Source organism: Embleya sp. NPDC020886 (assembly GCF_044333915.1).
Taxonomy (GTDB): domain Bacteria; phylum Actinomycetota; class Actinomycetes; order Streptomycetales; family Streptomycetaceae; genus Embleya.
In genome coordinates, this window is record NZ_JBIRRX010000004.1 from 287,233 (window position 1) to 305,576 (window position 18,344).

Annotated in this window: 19 protein-coding genes and 1 riboswitch; of the genes, 12 read left to right on the top strand and 7 right to left on the bottom strand. The window is 71.5% G+C overall.

What is annotated here, in order from left to right:
• The first annotated feature begins 19 nt into the window (after positions 1-19).
• The 7 genes from ACH4U8_RS16325 to ACH4U8_RS16355 all read left to right on the top strand — a co-directional run bounded on the left by ACH4U8_RS16325 (position 20) and on the right by ACH4U8_RS16355 (position 6,524).
• Positions 20-715, top strand: a complete 696-nt coding sequence (locus ACH4U8_RS16325; protein ID WP_360304429.1) for a hypothetical protein — start codon at positions 20-22, stop codon at positions 713-715.
• 189 nt (positions 716-904) lie between these two features.
• Entirely contained in the window at positions 905-2,302 is a 1,398-nt protein-coding gene (locus ACH4U8_RS16330; protein WP_360304431.1) for an aldehyde dehydrogenase family protein, read from the top strand.
• A gap of 130 nt (positions 2,303-2,432) precedes the next feature.
• Complete coding sequence (locus ACH4U8_RS16335; RefSeq protein WP_395778466.1) at positions 2,433-3,029, top strand: biotin transporter BioY; 597 nt, start codon at positions 2,433-2,435, stop codon at positions 3,027-3,029.
• A gap of 110 nt (positions 3,030-3,139) precedes the next feature.
• The gene (locus ACH4U8_RS16340) at positions 3,140-3,898 is read left to right on the top strand and encodes a hypothetical protein (RefSeq protein ID WP_379991478.1); all 759 of its coding nucleotides are present in this window, start codon (positions 3,140-3,142) and stop codon (positions 3,896-3,898) included.
• A 37-nt stretch (positions 3,899-3,935) separates the two neighbouring features.
• Positions 3,936-4,403: a ribose-5-phosphate isomerase gene (locus ACH4U8_RS16345; protein ID WP_360304437.1), complete on the top strand. Its 468-nt coding sequence runs from the start codon at positions 3,936-3,938 to the stop codon at positions 4,401-4,403.
• A 128-nt stretch (positions 4,404-4,531) separates the two neighbouring features.
• Positions 4,532-5,359 (top strand): Fpg/Nei family DNA glycosylase, encoded by an 828-nt coding sequence (locus tag ACH4U8_RS16350; protein ID WP_395778468.1) that lies wholly within the window; start codon positions 4,532-4,534, stop codon positions 5,357-5,359.
• Between the two features lie 64 nt (positions 5,360-5,423).
• The gene (locus ACH4U8_RS16355; RefSeq protein ID WP_395778470.1) at positions 5,424-6,524 is read left to right on the top strand and encodes a PP2C family protein-serine/threonine phosphatase; all 1,101 of its coding nucleotides are present in this window, start codon (positions 5,424-5,426) and stop codon (positions 6,522-6,524) included.
• Between the two features lie 19 nt (positions 6,525-6,543).
• Here ACH4U8_RS16355 and ACH4U8_RS16360 read toward each other — a convergent pair whose 3' ends face one another.
• The 6 genes from ACH4U8_RS16360 to ACH4U8_RS16385 all read right to left on the bottom strand — a co-directional run bounded on the left by ACH4U8_RS16360 (position 6,544) and on the right by ACH4U8_RS16385 (position 11,193).
• Positions 6,544-7,392, bottom strand: coding sequence for an energy-coupling factor ABC transporter ATP-binding protein (locus ACH4U8_RS16360; protein ID WP_395778472.1), 849 nt, complete (start codon positions 7,390-7,392; stop codon positions 6,544-6,546).
• Positions 7,389-8,132 carry a cobalt ECF transporter T component CbiQ gene (gene cbiQ, locus ACH4U8_RS16365; RefSeq protein WP_360304445.1) on the bottom strand — a complete coding sequence of 248 codons (744 nt, stop codon included), beginning with the start codon at positions 8,130-8,132 and terminating at the stop codon, positions 7,389-7,391. Before cbiQ ends, ACH4U8_RS16360 begins: the two co-directional genes overlap by 4 nt.
• A gap of 4 nt (positions 8,133-8,136) precedes the next feature.
• Positions 8,137-8,505, bottom strand: coding sequence for an energy-coupling factor ABC transporter substrate-binding protein (locus ACH4U8_RS16370; RefSeq protein WP_360304447.1), 369 nt, complete (start codon positions 8,503-8,505; stop codon positions 8,137-8,139).
• Positions 8,502-9,215, bottom strand: coding sequence for an energy-coupling factor ABC transporter permease (locus ACH4U8_RS16375; RefSeq protein ID WP_360304449.1), 714 nt, complete (start codon positions 9,213-9,215; stop codon positions 8,502-8,504). The genes ACH4U8_RS16370 and ACH4U8_RS16375 overlap by 4 nt, the downstream gene beginning before the upstream one ends.
• A gap of 27 nt (positions 9,216-9,242) precedes the next feature.
• Positions 9,243-9,453: riboswitch (cobalamin riboswitch) on the bottom strand.
• 186 nt (positions 9,454-9,639) lie between these two features.
• Complete coding sequence (locus ACH4U8_RS16380; protein WP_360304451.1) at positions 9,640-10,185, bottom strand: RDD family protein; 546 nt, start codon at positions 10,183-10,185, stop codon at positions 9,640-9,642.
• 159 nt (positions 10,186-10,344) lie between these two features.
• Positions 10,345-11,193: a class II aldolase/adducin family protein gene (locus ACH4U8_RS16385; protein WP_360304453.1), complete on the bottom strand. Its 849-nt coding sequence runs from the start codon at positions 11,191-11,193 to the stop codon at positions 10,345-10,347.
• Positions 11,194-12,000: 807 nt separating this feature from the next.
• Here ACH4U8_RS16385 and ACH4U8_RS16390 point away from each other — a divergent pair.
• From ACH4U8_RS16390 to ACH4U8_RS16400, 3 genes are all read left to right on the top strand, one after another.
• Positions 12,001-12,372 (top strand): hypothetical protein, encoded by a 372-nt coding sequence (locus ACH4U8_RS16390; protein ID WP_126642630.1) that lies wholly within the window; start codon positions 12,001-12,003, stop codon positions 12,370-12,372.
• Between the two features lie 265 nt (positions 12,373-12,637).
• Positions 12,638-13,552, top strand: a complete 915-nt coding sequence (locus tag ACH4U8_RS16395; RefSeq protein ID WP_360304455.1) for an NAD(P)-dependent oxidoreductase — start codon at positions 12,638-12,640, stop codon at positions 13,550-13,552.
• A gap of 129 nt (positions 13,553-13,681) precedes the next feature.
• The gene (locus tag ACH4U8_RS16400) at positions 13,682-14,173 is read left to right on the top strand and encodes a glutathione peroxidase (RefSeq protein WP_360304457.1); all 492 of its coding nucleotides are present in this window, start codon (positions 13,682-13,684) and stop codon (positions 14,171-14,173) included.
• Positions 14,174-14,314: 141 nt separating this feature from the next.
• On the opposite strand, the gene ACH4U8_RS16405 is transcribed toward ACH4U8_RS16400, so the two are convergent.
• Entirely contained in the window at positions 14,315-15,127 is an 813-nt protein-coding gene (locus tag ACH4U8_RS16405) for an integrase (protein WP_360304459.1), read from the bottom strand.
• 243 nt (positions 15,128-15,370) lie between these two features.
• Between ACH4U8_RS16405 and ACH4U8_RS16410 the strand changes: the two genes are divergently transcribed.
• Complete coding sequence (locus ACH4U8_RS16410) at positions 15,371-17,155, top strand: bifunctional metallophosphatase/5'-nucleotidase (protein WP_379991475.1); 1,785 nt, start codon at positions 15,371-15,373, stop codon at positions 17,153-17,155.
• 149 nt (positions 17,156-17,304) lie between these two features.
• Positions 17,305-18,303, top strand: a complete 999-nt coding sequence (locus tag ACH4U8_RS16415) for a LacI family DNA-binding transcriptional regulator (RefSeq protein WP_360304461.1) — start codon at positions 17,305-17,307, stop codon at positions 18,301-18,303.
• Positions 18,304-18,344 lie beyond the last annotated feature (41 nt).

An 18,344-nucleotide genomic window follows, 5' to 3' on the forward strand; every position in this document is an offset into this window, starting at 1 on the left:
AGCTAATTAATCTGGATAAATGACGGCTCCGGAGCGCCAGAGCAGCGTGATCCACACCTCCCGTACCGGGCGGCCGGATCCACGCACGCCCAACGGCAACGCCCCCTACGGCTCCCGCATGCCGCGGCTGCGCGACCGAGCGCTCGCCTTCGGGCTGCGCGCGGTCGTGCCGCTGTGGCGCTGGGTGGGACTGCGCACCGGGGCCGCCTCGTTGCGGCACTACCTGGTCGGGCGCGGCGCGCCGTTCGTGATCGACCCGGCCCAGCCGCTGCGGGCCAAGCCGTTTCGCCGTGCGGCGCTCACCCACTTCGAGGAGTGGTGGGCGCTCGCGGCGATCCGCTGGCACGACAGCGGCGGCATCGAGAGCGTCTTCGAGACCACCACGCACTGGCACGGGGTGCTGATCCGGCGCGCGGACGACACCGACTGGTGGTTGGCCATGCGCGGTCTGCAATATCGGATCACCGGCCGGATCGAGGTACTTCCCGGCGGCACCGCCACCCCCGGCTCGCCGGTGTTGCCGGACGTGCGGCTGGTGTACCGGGTCGAGGTGTACAAGGACTGGGGCTTCGACAAGGGGCAGGGCGAGTACGGGGTGTCCTTCACGCCGCTCGCGCGCCTGCACGAGGTCGGTCTGGCCCGCGAATTCCCGGTCACCGGCCGGAGCGGCGAACTGGTGTGGACCTCGAACGGGCCGCACGGCTTCGCGGGGTAGCGCCCGCCCGCGGCCGGCTCCGCGCCCCTGACCTGTGCGGTCGTGGTGTCGGTGGGCGAAGATCGGGGTCGGCCGGCCCTGGGGATTGCACACGTGTCGACGTACTCTCGGCGGGTGTCGCGACCGGGCCCGGTGACCGTTCCCGGCTGCGGCGCCATGTCCCAGTGGCAAGCGGAGGAGTTCGGCGGCATGACCAAGGCTTACGACACGATCTACATCGACGGCGCGTGGACGGCGCCCTCGTCGACCGAGACCATCGACGTCGTCGACCCCAATACCGAGCAGGTCGTGGCGACCGTGCCGCAGTGCACGCCCGCCGATGTGGACCTGGCCGTGGCCGCCGCCAGGCGCGCCTTCCCGGGCTGGGCGGCCACCCCGCCGGCCGAGCGGGCCGCGCTGCTGGCCAAGGCACGGGACCTGCTGGCCGAGCGTTCGGCCGAGATGACCGAGGTGATCATCGCGGACATGGGCGCCCCGGCGGCCCTGGTCGAGCGGGTGCACCTGGGCCTGCCACTGGTCGTGCTGGGCAGCTTCGTCAAGCTCGCCGCCGAGTTCGAGTGGGAGCAGACCATCGGCTCCTCGCTGGTGGTGCGCGAGCCGGTCGGTGTGGTCGGGGCGATCACCCCGTGGAACTTCCCGCTGCACCAGATCACCAACAAGCTCGGCCCGGCCCTGGTCGCCGGCTGCACCGTGGTGCTCAAGGCCAGCGAGGTCGCGCCGCAGGCCGCGCACGTGTTCTTCGAGATCCTGCACGACGCGGGCTTCCCGGCGGGCGTGGTCAACCTGGTCTCCGGCACCGGCCCGGTGGTCGGCGAGGCGATCGCCGCGCACCCGGACGTCGACATGGTCTCCTTCACCGGCTCGACCCGGGCCGGCACCCGGGTGTCCGAGCTGGCCGCCGCGACGGTCAAGCGGGTCGCGCTCGAACTCGGCGGCAAGTCCGCCAACGTGATCCTGCCCGGCGCCGACCTGGAGAAGGCGGTGCGCGCGGGCATCGGCGGCGCGTACCGCAACAGCGGGCAGACGTGCAGCGCGCTGACCCGGATGCTGGTGCACCGCGACGACCTGCCGCGCGCGGTCGAGCTGGCGGCGGAGGGCGCGAGGGCGATGACCGGCAAGCTCGGCCCGCTGGTGAACGCGACCCAATTCGAGCGGGTGCGCGGCTACATCGCCAAGGGCATCGAGGAGGGCGCCACCCTGGTGACCGGTGGCGCGGAACCGCCCGAGGGCGTGGAAACCGGCTACCACGTGCGGCCCACCGTCTTCTCCGACGTGACCAACGACATGACGATCGCGCGCGAGGAGATCTTCGGGCCGGTGTTGTCGATCCTGCCCTACGACACCGAGGAGGAGGCCGAGCGGATCGCCAACGACACCCCGTACGGCCTGTCCGGCGCGGTGTGGGGCCCCAGTCGGGAGGCGGCGGTGGCGTTCGCGCGCAGGCTGCGCACCGGCCAGGTGGAGATCAACGGCGGCGCGTTCAACCCGCTCGCCCCGTTCGGCGGTTACAAGCAATCGGGCAACGGGCGCGAGCTGGGTCGGTTCGGCCTGGAGGAATACCTGGAGGTCAAGTCGCTGCAACTGTGACCCGGGACGGGCGCTTTCGGTGGTGTTCGACAAAGTACGGATCGGTACCTTGTCGGACACCCCCGTGAGCGTTCGATGTCCGATTGGTTAAGTTCATCGGGTCCCGCAACCCAAGAGTGTGGAGTCCGCTGTGAGTACTGCCCTTCTCGATGCGCGCCGCCCCGTCCTGGCCGACCTGGTTCCCGCCCGGGTCTTCCGAGGCGCCGACGTGCGCGACGCCGCGCTGGTCGTCGGCGCGTCCGCGTTCGTCGGCCTCGCCGCCCAGCTCACCGTCCCGGTGCCCGGCTCGCCGGTCCCGGTGACCGGCCAGACCTTCGCCGTGCTGCTCGCCGGCAGTGCGCTCGGCGCGTGGCGCGGACTCGCCGCGATGGTGCTCTACCTGGGTCTGGGCGCGGCGGGCATGCCGTGGTTCGCCGAGGGCACCTCCGGCACCGGCTTCCCGACCCTGGGCTACGTGCTCGGCATGGTGCTCGCGGCGACCGTCGCCGGTTTCCTGGCCCAGCGCGGCACCGACCGCAGCCCGCTGCGCACCGCCGGCACGATGGTGCTGGGCAACGCGGTGATCTACGCGGCCGGCCTCACCTACCTCGCGCACGACCTGGGCATCTCGATGTCCAAGGCGTACGAGATCGGCATGCAGAACTACCTCTTCGGCGACGCGGTCAAGATCGTCCTGGCGATGGCGCTGCTGCCCGCCGCCTGGAAGCTGGTCGGCCGGCGCGGCTGACGCCCCGTCACCGGTCGGGCCCCGCTTCCCTCTTCGGGAGCGGGGCCCGTTTTTTGCCCGGTCGCGACACTTCTTGGCACGCGACACCCGAACGCGCCTAACCTCGTGTCATGAGACCGGGGGCTGCCAAGCGCATCGTCGTCAGTGGGATCGTCGTCGCCTTTCTGATCGTGGCCGGACTGGGCAATCAGTGGGTGTTCGACGAGTCGTGGGGCCGGAGCAGCGACACCGGCAAGTGGTACATGGAACTGCTGCGGATCGTCGGCTACCCGCTGTGGATCGCGGACCGGGACGACCTGGGCGACGAGTTCCGGCACAGCTTCACCACCAAGGACGTCACCGCCGGTTATGTCGGCGCCGTACTGCTGTTCGTGGTGGTCGCGGCCGTGCTCGCGCTCGGCGCGCGCGGTCTGAGCGAGCGGGCCGGCTTCACGGCCTTCCTGCTCGGCTGGTTCGCCCCGGTGCTCGGCGGCGCGATCCACGGGCTGACCGTGTTCACGATCGTGCAGGACGAGGGGGCGGGCCGGCCGCGCGGCCTCTCCGACTTCCACTACGCGATGACCCAGATCCAGAGCGGTGCCTACTTCGGGCTGCTCACCGGCTGGCTCGTGGGCCTGGCGGTGCTGGCCTCCTACGCGTCGACGCGCCGGGCGTCCGCCTACCCGGCGTCGCACCCCTACGGCGCACCCGGTGTGTACAGCCCGGCATACGGCGCGCCCGGCGTACTCGGCAACCTCGGCTACGCCGGGCCGCCGCCGCAGTCGCCGCACGACCTCCCCACCACCATCCGACCGGCCGGCCCGCCGCCCTCCGCGCCGCCCCGGCCGACCGGTGCGCCGGACACGCCACCCGGTGGATACCGGCCCTGATGGGACGTTCGGGACCGCGCCTGAGAGACTGCGGCCCATGCGCGTTTACCTCGGCTCCGACCATGCCGGCTACGACCTCAAGCAGCACCTCATCGCGTGGCTCGACGCCAACGGCCACGAGGCCGTCGACTGCGGCCCGGCCGTCCAGGCCGACTCCTACGACTACCCCGTGTACTGCCTGCGGGCCGGCGAGCGGGTGGCCGCCGACCCGGGCAGCCTCGGCGTCGTGCTCGGTGGCTCCGGCAACGGCGAGGCGATCGCGGCGAACAAGGTCAAGGGTGTGCGCTGCGCGCTGGTGTGGAGCCGGGAGACCGCGTCGCTGGCCCGCGAGCACAACAACGCGAACGTGATCTCCATGGGCGCGCGCATGCACTCGCTCGAAGACGCCGCCAAGTTCCTGGAGGTCTTCGTGAACACCCCGTACAGCGAGGCCGAGCGGCACACCCGCCGGATCAACATGCTCACCAAGTACGAGAACACCGGCGAACTGCCGACCCTGCCGTAGCCCGCACCGTACCCAGCCGCCCCCGACCGGTCCGTCCGGTCGGGGGCGTCGGCATGTCGGTGCGGGTCGGTAGCGTGGGGGCGTCACCACACCCCGCATCCCACCGTCATCGCAGCGCTGGAGGCCGCGTGCCCGAGGGCCACACCATTCACCGTCTCGCCACCACCCATCAGGAGCGCTTCGGCGGCCTGCCACTGCGGCTGAGCAGCCCGCAGGGGCGATTCGCGGAGAGCGCGGCGCTGCTCGACGGCGAGCCCCTGGTCGACACCGACGCACACGGCAAACACCTGTTCCTGGAGTTCTCCGGCGAGCGCTTCATCCACGTGCACCTGGGTCTCTACGGACAGTTCTCCTTCGGCGAGGGCGCCGAGTTGCCCGAACCGGTCGGCCAGGTGCGACTGCGGCTGGCCGCGAAGGTGCCGGGCGGGGCGACCTGGGCGGATCTGCGCGGGCCGACCGCGTGCCGACTGCTGGACCGGGCCGAGAAGGACGCGGTGCACGCTCGACTGGGCCCCGACCCGCTGCGGGCGGACGCCGACCCGGCGGCGGCCTGGCGGCGGATCCAGCGCAGCGCCAAGCCGATCGGCGCGCTGTTGATGGAACAGGACGTGCTCGCCGGCGTGGGCAACGTCTACCGCGCCGAGGTGCTCTTCCGGTTCGGGGTGGACCCCAAGCTGGCCGGCAACAAGCTGGCGCGGGCGACCTGGGACGCGATGTGGGCCGACCTGGTGCTGCTGATGCGCGAGGGCGTGCGGCTGGGCCGGATCGACACGGTGCGGCCCGAGCACACCCCCGAGGCGATGGGTCGCGAGCCGCGCAAGGACGATCACGGCGGCGAGGTCTACGTCTATCGGCGCACCGAGATGCCCTGTCTGGTGTGTGAAACCCCGGTCAAGACCGCCGAGTTGGTCGGGCGGAATCTGTTCTGGTGTCCCACCTGTCAGCCGTCGGCGTAACCTCCGGTTGATGACCGTTCGGTAGTGTCGCGGGGTGGCCGCGCCGACGAGCAGTGGAAACCGGGTGGGCAGGACCGGGAGGCGCGCGGCATTGGCGCGCTCCGGGCGCCGGGTCGTGTCCTGGCTGCGGCATCACGTGCTGCCCTCGGACGGGTTCGCCCTGGCCGGACTGCTGGCCTCGGTCACCGCGTGCGGCCTGTTGTCGGACGTGGACGCGTCGTGGTTTCCCGCGACGATGGCGGTGGTGCCCATCCTGATCGGCGGGCTGGTGCTGCGGATGCCCAGCCTGTTGCTCCTGTACGCGGCCACCGCGGGTGTGCTGATCGCCCAGCACCAGGTGCACGACCCCGCGGAGGTCACCGGCGGCACCGTCCTGGTGGTCGGCGCGATCGCGGGCATCGTGCTGCTGATGGCGCGGATGCGGACCCGCCTGGGGGTGCAGTGGACGCGCGGCGAGTCGATGTTGTTCGACCTGCGCGACCGGTTGCGGGCCCAGGGCGAGATGCCGGTGTTGCCGCCGCAGTGGCATACCGAGGTGGTGTTGCGGCCGGCCGGTGGCCAATCGTTCTCCGGTGACTTCCTGGTCGCCTCCCGGGGGGCCGGCGGCGGGCGGGTGCTGGAGGTGGTGCTCGTCGACGTCTCCGGCAAGGGGCTGGCCGCGGGCTCGCGCGCGCTGATGCTCTCCGGCGCGTTCGGCGGGCTGCTCGGCTCGTTGCCCCCACGCGACTTCCTGCCGGCGGCGAACGACTACCTGCTGCGCCAGGAGTGGGCGGAGGGCTTCGCGACGGCGGTGCACGTGGTGCTCGACCTGGAGTCGGGCGACTACGAGTTGATCTCGGCGGGCCACCCGCCGGGCGTGCACTGGATCGCCGGTTCCGGCCGGTGGCAGGTGATCGAGGCGGTCGGCCCGCTCCTGGGGGTGATCGAGGACGCCGGCTTCGAGGGCGTCAAGGGCCGGCTGGGCCGAGGGGACGCGCTCCTGTTGTTCACCGACGGCATGGTGGAGCTGCCGGGCGAGGACATCGCCACCGGCATCGACCGCTTCCTCGGTGAGGCCGAGCGCATGGTTCGGGACGACTTCCGCGACGCGGCGCGGCGGATCGTGGCGGCGGCCGGCCGCAATGTGAGCGACGACCGCGCGGTGGTGTTGTTGCGCCGGCGCTGAGCGGCCCCGGCGGGCCGGCTCAACCGGAGCGGGGTTCGAGGGTCGTCGGTCGTACCGCCAGGGCGGCCAACTCGGCCGGCGTCCGGGGCAGCACGCCCGCCGGCGCCAGGCCGTGTGCGGCCAGCACGGCGGCGGCCGCGTGTGCCCAGGTCGGCCGCAGACTCGCCGCGGCCAGCAACGCGGTGTCCGCGAGCAGCACCGGGGCCGGCCCGGTGTGCAGCCGCCCGTCGGCGAGTACGGCCGCGTCGTCGGCCCAGCGCAGCGCGAGGTCCACATCGTGGGTGGCCATCACCACCGTCGTCCCGGCCGCGCGCAACTCGGCGAGGGTGTCCAGGAGCGCCTCCTGCCCGGCCGGGTCCAGGCCCGCGGTCGGCTCGTCCAACACCAGCACCTCGGGCCGCATCGCGATCGCCCCGGCGATGGCGGCCCGCTTGCGCTGGCCGAAGGACAGCAGGTGCACCGGCCGTTCGGCCAGCGCGGTGATCCCGAGCGCGGCCAGCGCCTCGGCCACCCGCGAGCGCACCTCGGCCGGGTCCAGCCCCAGGTTGAGCGGCCCGAACGAGACGTCCTGGGCCACCGACGCGGAGAACAACTGGTCGTCGGGATCCTGGACGACCAACTGCACGACGCGGCGCAGCGCGGTGAGCCCCTTGCGGTCGTGCCGAATCGGCACCCCGTGCAGCTCGACCCGCCCCGAGTCCGGCACCAGACCGCCGGTCAACAGCCGCAGCAGCGTGGTCTTCCCGCTGCCGTTCGGCCCGAGCAGGGCCAGCGCCCGCCCGGCCGAAACGGTCAGGGACAGGTCGCTCAACACCGGCGGCCCGTCCTGGTAGGCATAGCCGATCTCTCGTACACGCAACGGAATCACGGCACCACCGATACCAGGAGAAGGGTGGCGGCGACGACCGCCGCCACCAGGGTCAGGGAGCCCGCCACGAAGGCGCGCGAGATCGGTACCTCGTCCACCAGCACCCGCAGCCGCCCGTCGTAGCCGCGCCCGGCCAGGCCCGCCTCCAGCCGCTGGGCGCGGGCGAACGCGTGCACGAACACCGCCGAGCCGAGCCCGGCCACCGACCGCCAGCGGGCCCGCCGGGTGCGGTGGCCCAGCCGGCCGGCCTGCGCCTGGTTGATCCGCGCGGTCGTGTCGTAGAGCAGGAACAACATCCGGTACATCACCGCCGCGACGTCCACCACGGCGGCCGGGACACCCACCCGGGTCAGTCTGGGCAACACGTCCGACAGCGGCGTGGTGAACGCGAACAGCAACATCGCCAGGCCGGCGGCACCGGAGCGGACCAGCAACTCGGCCGCGCGCCGCGGCCCGTCCTCGGCCCAGCCGACGCCGTCCGCGCCGATGGTCACGAGCAGCGTCAGGGCGCCGGTCGCGGCGAAGCCCAGCGGTGCCCGGGCGGCCCGCCACAGTCGCCGGGCGGGCACCTTCGCGAACCCGAACGCGATCACCAGCACGGTCGCGGCGACCAGCACCGCGCCGGGCCACGGCGGCAGCGCCACCGCGCATCCGAGCAGTCCGAAGGAGAGCACGGCCTTGTCGGCCGGATGGCGGCGGCGCCACGAACTCGCGTGCGCCGCCGCGTCGATCGGCAACACGGAATCAGCGACCCGGGACCGATACCGGTGCCTCGCCGGTGGTGTCCGCCGGCTCGTCGGGCGTATCCGCCGCCTCCGGCGCGAGTCGGCGCCGGGTGCGCTTGACGCCGAACATGTAACCGACCACGCCCGCGCCGAGGGCGGCCTGCAACGCGAACAGACCGGACTCGATCTCGCCGGACGGCGGTTCGTACAGCGGGCTGAACCACGGTTTGTAGTCCGGGTCGTTCTCGGTGATCGCGGTCTCCGCCTGGGAGTCGGCGCCGGTGAACGGCTCGTCCTTGTGGTCGCCCATCCCGAACACCACGGGCAGCGCCGCGAGCAGCACCACGGCCAGCACGATCAGCAGGTTGATCTTCGTCGAGCGCTTCACTTGCTCTTCTCCTCCTCGCGGGCGACCCGCGCGTCCGTGAGCACGCCGAGGCGGATGAGGTCGCCGCGACTGGACTGCCGCAGCAGGCGTACGACCAGCACGGTCAGCAGACCCTCGCTGATCGCCAGCGGGATCTGGGTGAGCGAGAAGATGCCGCCGAACTTGGCCAGGGCACCGGCGAATCCGCTGTCGGGGTCGGGGAAGGCCAGCGCGAGCTGCACGCTGGTGACGCAGTAGGTGCTCAGGTCGGCGACGAACGCGCCCAGGAACACCGCGACATCCAGCGGCATGGTGCCGCCGCGTCGATCGAGCAGCGAGCGGGCCAGCCGATAGGCGCCGTAGCCGGCCCACGGGCCGACGATGGCCATCGAGAACACGTTCGCGCCGAGCGTGGTCAGCCCGCCGTGCGCCAGCAACAGCGCCTGGAAGAGCAGGGTGATCGTGCCCAGCACGGCCACGATCGGTGGTCGAAACAGGATGGCGCCCAGCCCGGTGCCGGTGGGATGCGAGCAACTCCCGGTGACCGAAGGGATCTTCAGCGCGGACAGGACGAACGAGAAGGCGCCCGAAGCGCCCAGCAGCAGGGTGTTCTCGGGGCGGTCGCGCACCTCGCGGGTGAGCGCGCGGGCGCCGTGTACGACGAACGGGGTCGACGCGACGCCCCAGGCGACGGCGTGTTCCCAGGGCAGATAGCCCTCGGCGATATGCATGAGGAAGGGTCCCTCTCCAACACCTCGTGGACGGACGATCGCCGTGGCCGGTCTCCTGGCTGACGGGTCGTACGTTCACGTCTCCGCCTTCCCGGGGCCGCGCAAGCGGTCCCAGTGGCTTCCCCGAGGCGACGACTCAACGTTTCCGCGGGGATGGAGGAGAACTTCCCGATCACAGTGGCGAGGGCCGCGCCGGCATCGAACCGGCTTCCCGAACACCACGGCGAGCCGACACTAGTGGTCGGATGGACATGGCGACAAGGTGGCATTTGCAAACCGTGCGCAAGGCCACAAGAGGGGCGGAGCGGTCGAGCAATAGCCGCATTCCGGCACGCCGTCGAGGTGCGGTGACGGGCCGTTCGCGGGCGCGACGGGGGAGGGCGGCGGGTGGCACCGACCCGCGGCCCGACACCGCGCGGGCCGCTCAGTCCAGGCCGGGTCCGCGACCGCGGACCACCAGGGTGCCCGCCACCCGGTCGCCGACCCGCTGGCGCCGCTCGCTGGTGAGCACCGCGGTCAGCCCGATCGCCCCGAGCGCGAAGGCGTCGACGAGCAACAGCAGCCAACGGGTCCCGAGTTGGCGTCGGCCGGCGCGTCCCCCGGAGACGTCCACGACGCGGATGCCGAACACCTGCATGCCCCAGGTGCGCCCGTCGTGCTCGGCGGGTCGCAGCACCCAGTACCAGAACAGGATCGCGACCGCGACCACGACCACGCCGGCGGTGATCGTCGCGGTCAGCGGACCGCTGCGGATCGAACCGTCGGGGTGCGTGGGCAGCAGGACGAACAGGAACATCGCGGCTCCGGGCAACAGCGCCGACGCCACCACGTCCACCAGGAACTGGCCGAATCGACGCCACAACACCAACGGATCGAGCCGGCTCTCGACCTCGGGCAGCCACACTCGGGCACCCGACCGGGCGGGGCGCGCCGAACGCGCGAAGTGCTGCGGAAGGCTCCGTTCGTACATGCCTTTGTACTTTCCGCAACCGGGCGGGTTGACTCCCGCCGCGACCGGATATCGCCGAGATTGCGCCCGGTCGGCGCACACGGGTGCCGACCGGGCGGCAGCGGGTGATCGAGCGGTCACCGCGAGCGTGGGAACGTCGCGATCCGGTGACCGCGGCGATCAGAGCGTCATCGGCCCCTGAGCCCCGAACAGGTCCGGCTCGGAGCGGCTGATCACGTCGTAGAGCGGCTTGTAGTTGATCCAGGCCACCGTGTCGTTGCCCAGTTGCTCGCGGGTCAGCCGCGCGTTCTCCGGTGAGATCGGCTTGAGCTCGCCGGCCGCCCGGGCGAGCAGTTGCACCTGGCAGGAGCGCTCCATGGTGATGAACCACCACGCCGCGGCGTCGACCGACTGCCCGACCGTGAGCAGGCCGTGATTGCGCAGGATCAGCGCCTTGCGCGGGCCGAGCGTCTTGGCGATCCGGCGCCCCTCCTCGGCGTCGAGCACGACGCCCGCGTAGTCGTCGAACACCTCGTGGTCCTCGTAGAAGGGACACACGTCCTGGGTGATCGGTTCGAGCCGGACGCCGAGCGCGGAGATCGCCCGCCCGTGCACGGAGTGGCTGTGCGCCGCCGCGACCACGTCCGGGCGGGCCGCGTGGATCTGCGAGTGGATCGCGAACGCGGCCTGGTTGACGTGGAATCGGCCCTCGACGACCTGCCCGTCGTGGTTGACCAGGATCAGGTCGTCCACGGTGATGTGCTTGAACGACATCCCGAACGGGTTGACCCAGAAGTGGTCGGTGAACTCCGGGTCGCGCGCCGTGATGTGCCCGGCCACGCCCTCCTCGAAGCCGAATCGGCCGAACAGCCGCAGGGCCGCGGTCAATCGCTCCTTGCGGTGCCGGCGCTCCCGCTCGACGGTGTCGAACGTGGGCGGCAGCGCGAAGGTCAGGTCCGCGGGCGACACCGGTTGCGGCGGGGCCTGGGCCTGCACGTCCTGGGCCTGCTGGGCATCGGTGTCGGACATGTCCATCTCCTCGGACTCGGCGCGCGCGGGACTTCGGCCGACGCTACCGGCGAGTCACATCCGGGGACAGCCCTCGGCGGGCGTTCGTTCGTGCGAAGCCGGGGAGTTTAGCGCCCCGTCGTCGTTCGGGTCGGGTTTCCGGGAATTAAGCGAATATTGCCCGCAGTCCGCTTCGGGCTGCTTCTACGCTGCCGTTCAGCGAGTCCGGGACGTCGAGTTCGAAGCGGTCGAACTCGAATTACCGGATCCGCCCCGCGAAATCCGAGCACGCGCGGCAAAATGCGGGCGCGCGGGCAACTCGGGCGGGCATACGGCAACTCGACCGGCGCACACCAGGGGGAAGGGGCGCGTGACGTGAGCGGTGGCGGCGGGAATTCGACGGAGGTCGTCGGTATCGGCGCCCGGGCGCCCTCGGTGTCCGGCCTCGGGCGCGCCGATCCGGCGGTGTCCCGGGCCGGGACGGACCGGTTCCGGGGCGACTCGGGCCGGCGAGGGTCGCTCGCGCCGGGGTCGCCGGCGCGGAGCCCGATGGCGAGGAGCCGGCCGGAGATGGCACAACCCCCGAGGCGGTCCAGGCCGTCCCGACGCAGATCAGGCGACCCGCCGGTCGGGTCCGACACCGAGCGGGGCGCGGTGACCGAGACGAACGTCAGCGAAGCAGTCGAGGTCGACACCCCTGCGGCGGGCGCCGCCGAACCGATCGATTCGGTCCCGGTCGCCGTGCCGACCCCGGGTGACGCACCGCCCGAGGACGAGCCCGTCGGAGTCCACCGGAAAGCCGCACCGCCGATCGCCCCGGAGGCAATCATGGCCAATATGGAAACGGCCCTCAAGGAAGCAATGACGATCGAGGGCGCCGTGGGAGTGGCCCTGGTCGACTACACCAGCGGAATGGCGCTGGGAATTCTCGGCGGCAGCAAGGAACTCGACCTGAACGTGGCCGCCGCCGGAAACACCGACGTGATGCGCGCCAAGATGCGCACGATGGAGATGTTGCACCTCGGCGATCAGATCGAGGACATCCTGATCACGCTCGGCAAGCAGTATCACCTGATCCGGCCGCTCTCCGGGCGGGCCGGCAAGGGTCTGTTCCTGTATCTCGTGCTGATGAAGGACCGCGCCAATCTCGCGCTGGCCCGACACAGCCTCAAGCGGGTCGAGGAGGAGATCGAGGTCTGAGTTCGGGCCCGGCCGACGTGCCCGGGCCCGCCGTCCGGGCGCGCAGGCCCGTCCTCGATACCCCGGCGCCCTCCGCCACCCCCGTGCGGAGGGCGCCGTCGGGGTGTTCGGCGACACGTGTGGACGCTCTGGTCTCCCCGCACCGTCTCGGATATGACGGTACGTCAGATGTAGCGTCGAGCTCGACGTCGTACATCGCGTACGGATCGCAGCCGGATCCCGTACGGATCGTGTGCCCGAGTACCCGAGTCACCCGAGGAGCCGCATGTTGTCCGGCGAGAAGATCCTGATCACCGGTCCCGCGGGCCAGATCGCCTACCCGCTGACCGAGTACCTGGCCCGGGACAACGAGGTGTGGGGCATCGCCCGCTTCTCGAACCCCGAGGACCGCAAGCGGGTCGACGCGCTGGGGGTGACCACGCGCGCCGTCGACCTCGGCGCCGGGCGGTTCGACGAACTGCCCCGGGACTTCACCTACGTGCTGCACCTGGCCACCTTCCAGGGGCCCGGACTCGACTACGACGAGGCGCTGCGGGTCAACGCGGAGGGCACCGGGCTGCTGCTCCAGCACTGTCGCCGGGCCAAGGCGGCGCTGGTGATGTCCACCGCGTCGGTGCTCAAGCCGCAGCCGGACCCGATGCACGTCTTCCACGAGAGCGACCCGCTCGGCGACGCCAACGTCTCGCACGCGCCCACCTACTCGGTCTCCAAGACCGCCGAGGAGGCCGTGTCGCGCTACTGCGCCCGCGCCTTCGACCTCCCGGTGGTGATCGCCCGGATGAACGCCTCCTACGGCCCGGGCGGCGGCCTGCCGACGATGCACCTGGACGCGGTGCTGGCCGGAAAGCCGATCGTCACCCGCTGGGATCCGTGCATGTACAGCCCGATCCACCAGGACGACATCAACAGCCAGACGGCGGCCCTGCTGGACGCGGCGTCCACCCCCGCGACGGTGGTCAACTGGGGCGGCGACGAGCCGGTGAGCGTGCAGGAGTGGGCGGCGCACATGGCCGACCTGAGCGGGCTGCCGGCCGAGGTGGTGGTCCGCGAACAGCCCGGCACGCTGCGCGGACAGGTGCAGGACACGACCAGGCGCGCGGCCATCACCGGGCCGTGCGCGGTGGGGTGGCGGGCGGGGCTGGCGGGTGTGTACGCCGCCCGGCGCGGTGATTCGGCCTGACCGGGTCGGGCAGCCTACGGCTGTGCTCGATAGCGTCGAGTCTTCAGGTCTTACTCGCGCCGCCGCACAGCGCTCCACGTCACCGGACCGCGTCGCTGCGAGCGGCACCACGCAGGAAGGACAACGATCATGGGCATCCTCGATACACCCATCGCCACGCTGGCGGGGGAGAGCACGACCCTGGGCGGCGTCACCGAGGGCAAGGTCGCACTGGTCGTCAACGTCGCGTCCAAGTGCGGTCTGACCCCGCAGTACACCGGCCTCGAAGAACTGCAGAAGGAACTGGGCGCCCGCGGCTTCACCGTGGTGGGCGTGCCGTGCAACCAGTTCATGGGCCAGGAGCCGGGCAGCGCCCAGGAGATCCTCGAATTCTGCTCCACGACGTATGGCGTGACGTTCCCGCTGACCGAGAAGATCGACGTCAACGGTCCGGACCGGCACCCGCTCTACGACGTGCTCACCGCGGCCTCCGACGCCGAGGGCGGCTCGGGTGACGTGCAGTGGAACTTCGAGAAGTTCCTGCTCTCCGCCGACGGCGCGATCGTCGGCCGGTTCCGGCCGCAGACCGACCCGCACGACCCGAACCTGATCGCGGCGATCGAGAGCGTGCTGCCGAAATAGGTCGGTGGACGGGTAGAACGCCGGTCGGGTCGTCGGGGGCCCGGCCGGCGTTCGTGGGTCTGCCGGGGGTGGGCGTCCTTCGTGGGGCCCTTCGCCGCGCCTTCGCCGGGCTCTTCGCCGGGTCCGGGGCCGGGTCGGGGTCTACACCAGTGCCCACACGGCGGTCGCGTCGTCGCAGATCTTGCCGCGCGGCCACCTGGCCCCGTCCGCGTCGGAGCTTTCCGCGGCCCGCACCCGGGCCAGCAGTTCGGCCGGCCCGAAGTGCCGCAGTGTGGTCATCAATCGATCCCAGTCGCTCAGCCCGTACCGGTCCACCAGTCGACTGGCCCCGTCGCTCAGCGCGGCCAGCGCGTGCACCTCGCCCAGCGCCAGACCACCCGTCAGCGCCTCGCCGGCCGCCGCCGGATCGGCCGCCGCGACCCAGTAGCCGCCGGCCACGTTCCGCGACATCCGCAGGGTGTCCAGGTACTCCTGATGTGCCGTCAGGTAGGCCGGACCGCCGACCGCGTGCTCGTCCCGGCGCCGCCGCGCGGCCACCGAGATCACGTCCAGGCGATCGTCGGTGACCACGGTCAGATCCTCGTCGCGCTCGATCAACAACGTCGAGTCGGACAACACGAGGTATTCCAACCGGTCCTCGACCACCCGCGCCACCACCGCCGTCGCGGCGGGCGCGTCCGGCCGGGCCAGATCGCAACCGTCCACGTGCAGCGCCGAGGTGTCCTCGATCGCGTCGTGCAGGCACTCGGCCAGGGACCGGTCCGGCCGCCCGGCGCTGTGCGTGAACAAGGCGGTGCCCAACCGCTGGACGAACCACGGGACGCCGTGCTTGCAGCCGTTCTCCGAACCGGACGTCACCCCGTCGAGCAGCACCATCGTCGTCGGCCCCGCGACGACGAAATCCTCGTTCGGCGTGCCCGGATGACCCGGTTCTGTCGCGAATTCCACGCGCATCGCGGACATCCCTCCCTTTTAGGTGCCACGCCGTACGGCTGCCCAGCCCTCGGGGGTGGGAAACGGTGGTTGATCATGCCCTATGCGCGGTAGCGGCCACATAAGTTCACAGCGGTTTCACGCATCGGTTTCGCGTGAGGTCTCGTGCCGGTCGGTGAACTGCCCCTAATCTCTGGCTGCGAGACACGTTCAGTGCCCACTTCTACGCGCGTCACCACTGAGCGCGCCATCCGAAGGGATCCCATGCTCGGGAACAGACGACGCCGCGGTCGCCTCGCCCTCACCGGCCTGGTCGCCGCGAGCCTGTTGGCGATGACCGGCCCGGCCATGGCCGACGCACGCGGCGGTCACGGCCGACCCACCGGCACGACGGACCTCGAATTCCTCGCGCTCAACGACCTGCACGGCAACCTGGAGGAACCGCAGGGTTCCGCCGGCACCGTCACCGAGCTCGGCCCCGACGGCAAGCCCGTGGCGATCCCGGCCGGCGGCATCGAGCACCTCGCCACCCAACTGCGCGCGGAGCGGGCGAAGAACCCCAACTCGCTGACCATCGCGGCCGGCGACATGATCGGCGCGAGCCCGCTCCTGTCGGGGCTGTTCCACGACGAGCCGACGATCGAGGCGCTGAACAAGGTCGGCCTGGACGTCACCTCGGTGGGCAACCACGAGTTCGACGAGGGCAAGAAGGAACTGCAGCGCATGCAGTGGGGCGGTTGCCACCCGACCGAGGGCTGTTACACGCCCGGTCGCAAGTTCGAGGGCGCCGACTTCCAGTACCTGGCCGCCAACGTGCTCGACGAGCGCACCGGCCTGCCGATCCTGGCGCCGGTGACGATCAAGAACGTGGGCGGTGCCCGGGTCGGCTTCATCGGCATGACCCTGGAGGGCACGCCGGACATCGTCACGGCCGAGGGCGTCAAGGGCCTGAAGTTCAAGGACGAGATCAAGACCGCCAACAACATCGTGCCGTGGCTGCGCCTGATCGGCGTCGAGTCGATCGTGGTACTGCTGCACGAAGGCGGGTTGCCCGCGAGCAACGCGTACAACTACGACTGCAACGCGGGCGGCAACCTCGGTCTGTCCGGCCCGGTCGTGGACATCGCCAAGGGCCTGGACCCGGCGATCGACATGGTCGTCACCGGCCACACGCACCAGGCGTACTCGTGCAACATCCCGGACCCGGCCGGGCAGCCGCGACTGGTCACCAGCGCCTCGTCGTTCGGCAAGATGTACACGAAGATCGACGCCACCTACGACAAGCGCACGCGCGACATCGTGCGTACGTCGGTCAAGGCGACGAACACCGTCGTGCGCCGGGACACCCCGAAGGCCCCGGACCTGACGCAGTTGCTCGCCGAGTGGCAAAAGCTCGCGGCTCCGGTCGCCAACCGCTCGATCGGGTACATCACCGGCGACATCCGCGGCCGCGGCGCGACCACGCCCGAGTCGCCGCTCGGCGACGTGATCGCCGACGCGCAACTGGAGGCGACCGCACCGGCCGACAAGGGCGGCGCGCAGATCGCCTTCATGAACCCGGGCGGGATCCGGTCCGACCTGCAGTTCGCGGCGGCCGGCGCCGAGGGCGACGGCGTCGTCACCTACGGCGAGGCGTTCACGGTGCAGCCGTTCACCAACATGATGCAGACCCTGGACCTCAAGGGTCAGGCCGTACTCGACGTGCTCGCACAGCAGTTCACCGGTTCGAACGCGGCCAACCCGAAGATCCTGCAGATCTCCAAGGGCCTTACCTACACGGTGGACCGGGCGCAGACCGGCGCGGCCCGGATCGTGGCGGGCAGCGTCAAGCTCAACGGTGTGCCGATCGACCCGGCGGCGACCTACAAGGTCAGCGCGAACGAGTTCCTGGCCGGTGGCGGCGACGGCTTCGCGGCCTTCAAGACCGGTACGAACAAGCTGGTCGGCGCGTCCGACCTGGACGCGCTGCTGGCCTACTTCGCGGCCCACTCCTCGGCGAGCGCGCCCCTGGCGCCGCCGGCGGCGGACCGGATCACCTTCATCGGGTGACCCTGTTCGGATGCTCCCGGAAGGCCCGGCCGCGATGCGGCCGGGCCTTTCTGACACATAGTCAGCCATTCGGGGCGAGTGCCTCGACACGCGGGCCGGCCGGCGGCCCGGGTGCCGGGCGCCGCCCCGATCTGGGCGACAATCGCCCCATGAGCACAACGAGACGCCCCCCGACCGGGGCCGATGTGGCCCGCGCCGCAGGCGTTTCGCGCGCGACCGTGTCGTACGCGATGAACGACGTCCAGGACAGCCGGGTCCCGGAGGAGACCAGACGCCGGGTCCGCGAGGTGGCCGCCGACCTGGGCTACGAGCCGCGTTCGGACGCCCGGTCGTTGCGGCGCGGGCGGACCGACCTGGTGCTCGTGCCGACCTACGAGGTGCCGTTCGGACAACTGATCCAGCGCTTCCTGGACGACCTGGCCCGGGAATTGCACGTCCTGGGACACACGCTGGTGATCCACGGCAATCCCGCCACGCACGGCATCGAGGCGGTGAAGGCGTGGGGCGCGCTGAATCCGGCGGTGGTGCTGGTCCTGCCGGAACGCATGTCGGCCGAGGGCGTCGAGTATCTGGCCGGGCGGGGCATCGCCGTGGTGGCCCTGGGCGAGAGTTCGGTTCCGGTCGCGCTCAGCCTCAAGGTCGACCACGTGGCGGCGGGGGGCCGGGCCGCCGAACACCTGGTCGAGCGGGGGCGACGGGATTTCGCCGTGGTGGTGCCGCGTGAGCCGGGCCTGGACGAATTGGGCCTGGCGCGGCTCACCGGCTTTCGTGCCGCGGCGGAGGGCGCGGGCGGGCGGGTCCGGGTGGTCGAGATGGCCGAGAATCCGGCCGAGGCCGCCCGGATCGCGCGGGAGTGGCAGGGCGAGGGCCGCCCGGACGCGGTGTACGGCTACAACGACGAATACGCGGCCCTGCTGCTCGGCGCGTTGGCCGACGTCGGCATCCGGGTCCCCGAACAGATCGCCGTCGTGGGCACCGACGACCTGACGCTGTGCGAGATGGTCCGTCCCCGGTTGACCTCGGTCGCCTTCGAACAACTGATGCCGACGAGTGCGGTGGCGCAGGCCATCGTCGCGGTCGGCGAAGGGGACGTACGGGGGGATCTGACGCTGTGGCAGATGACCTTGCGGGCACGGGAGTCGAGCTGATTCGGCGGCGGGGCGCGGACCGGTGTCCACGCCCCGCCGCG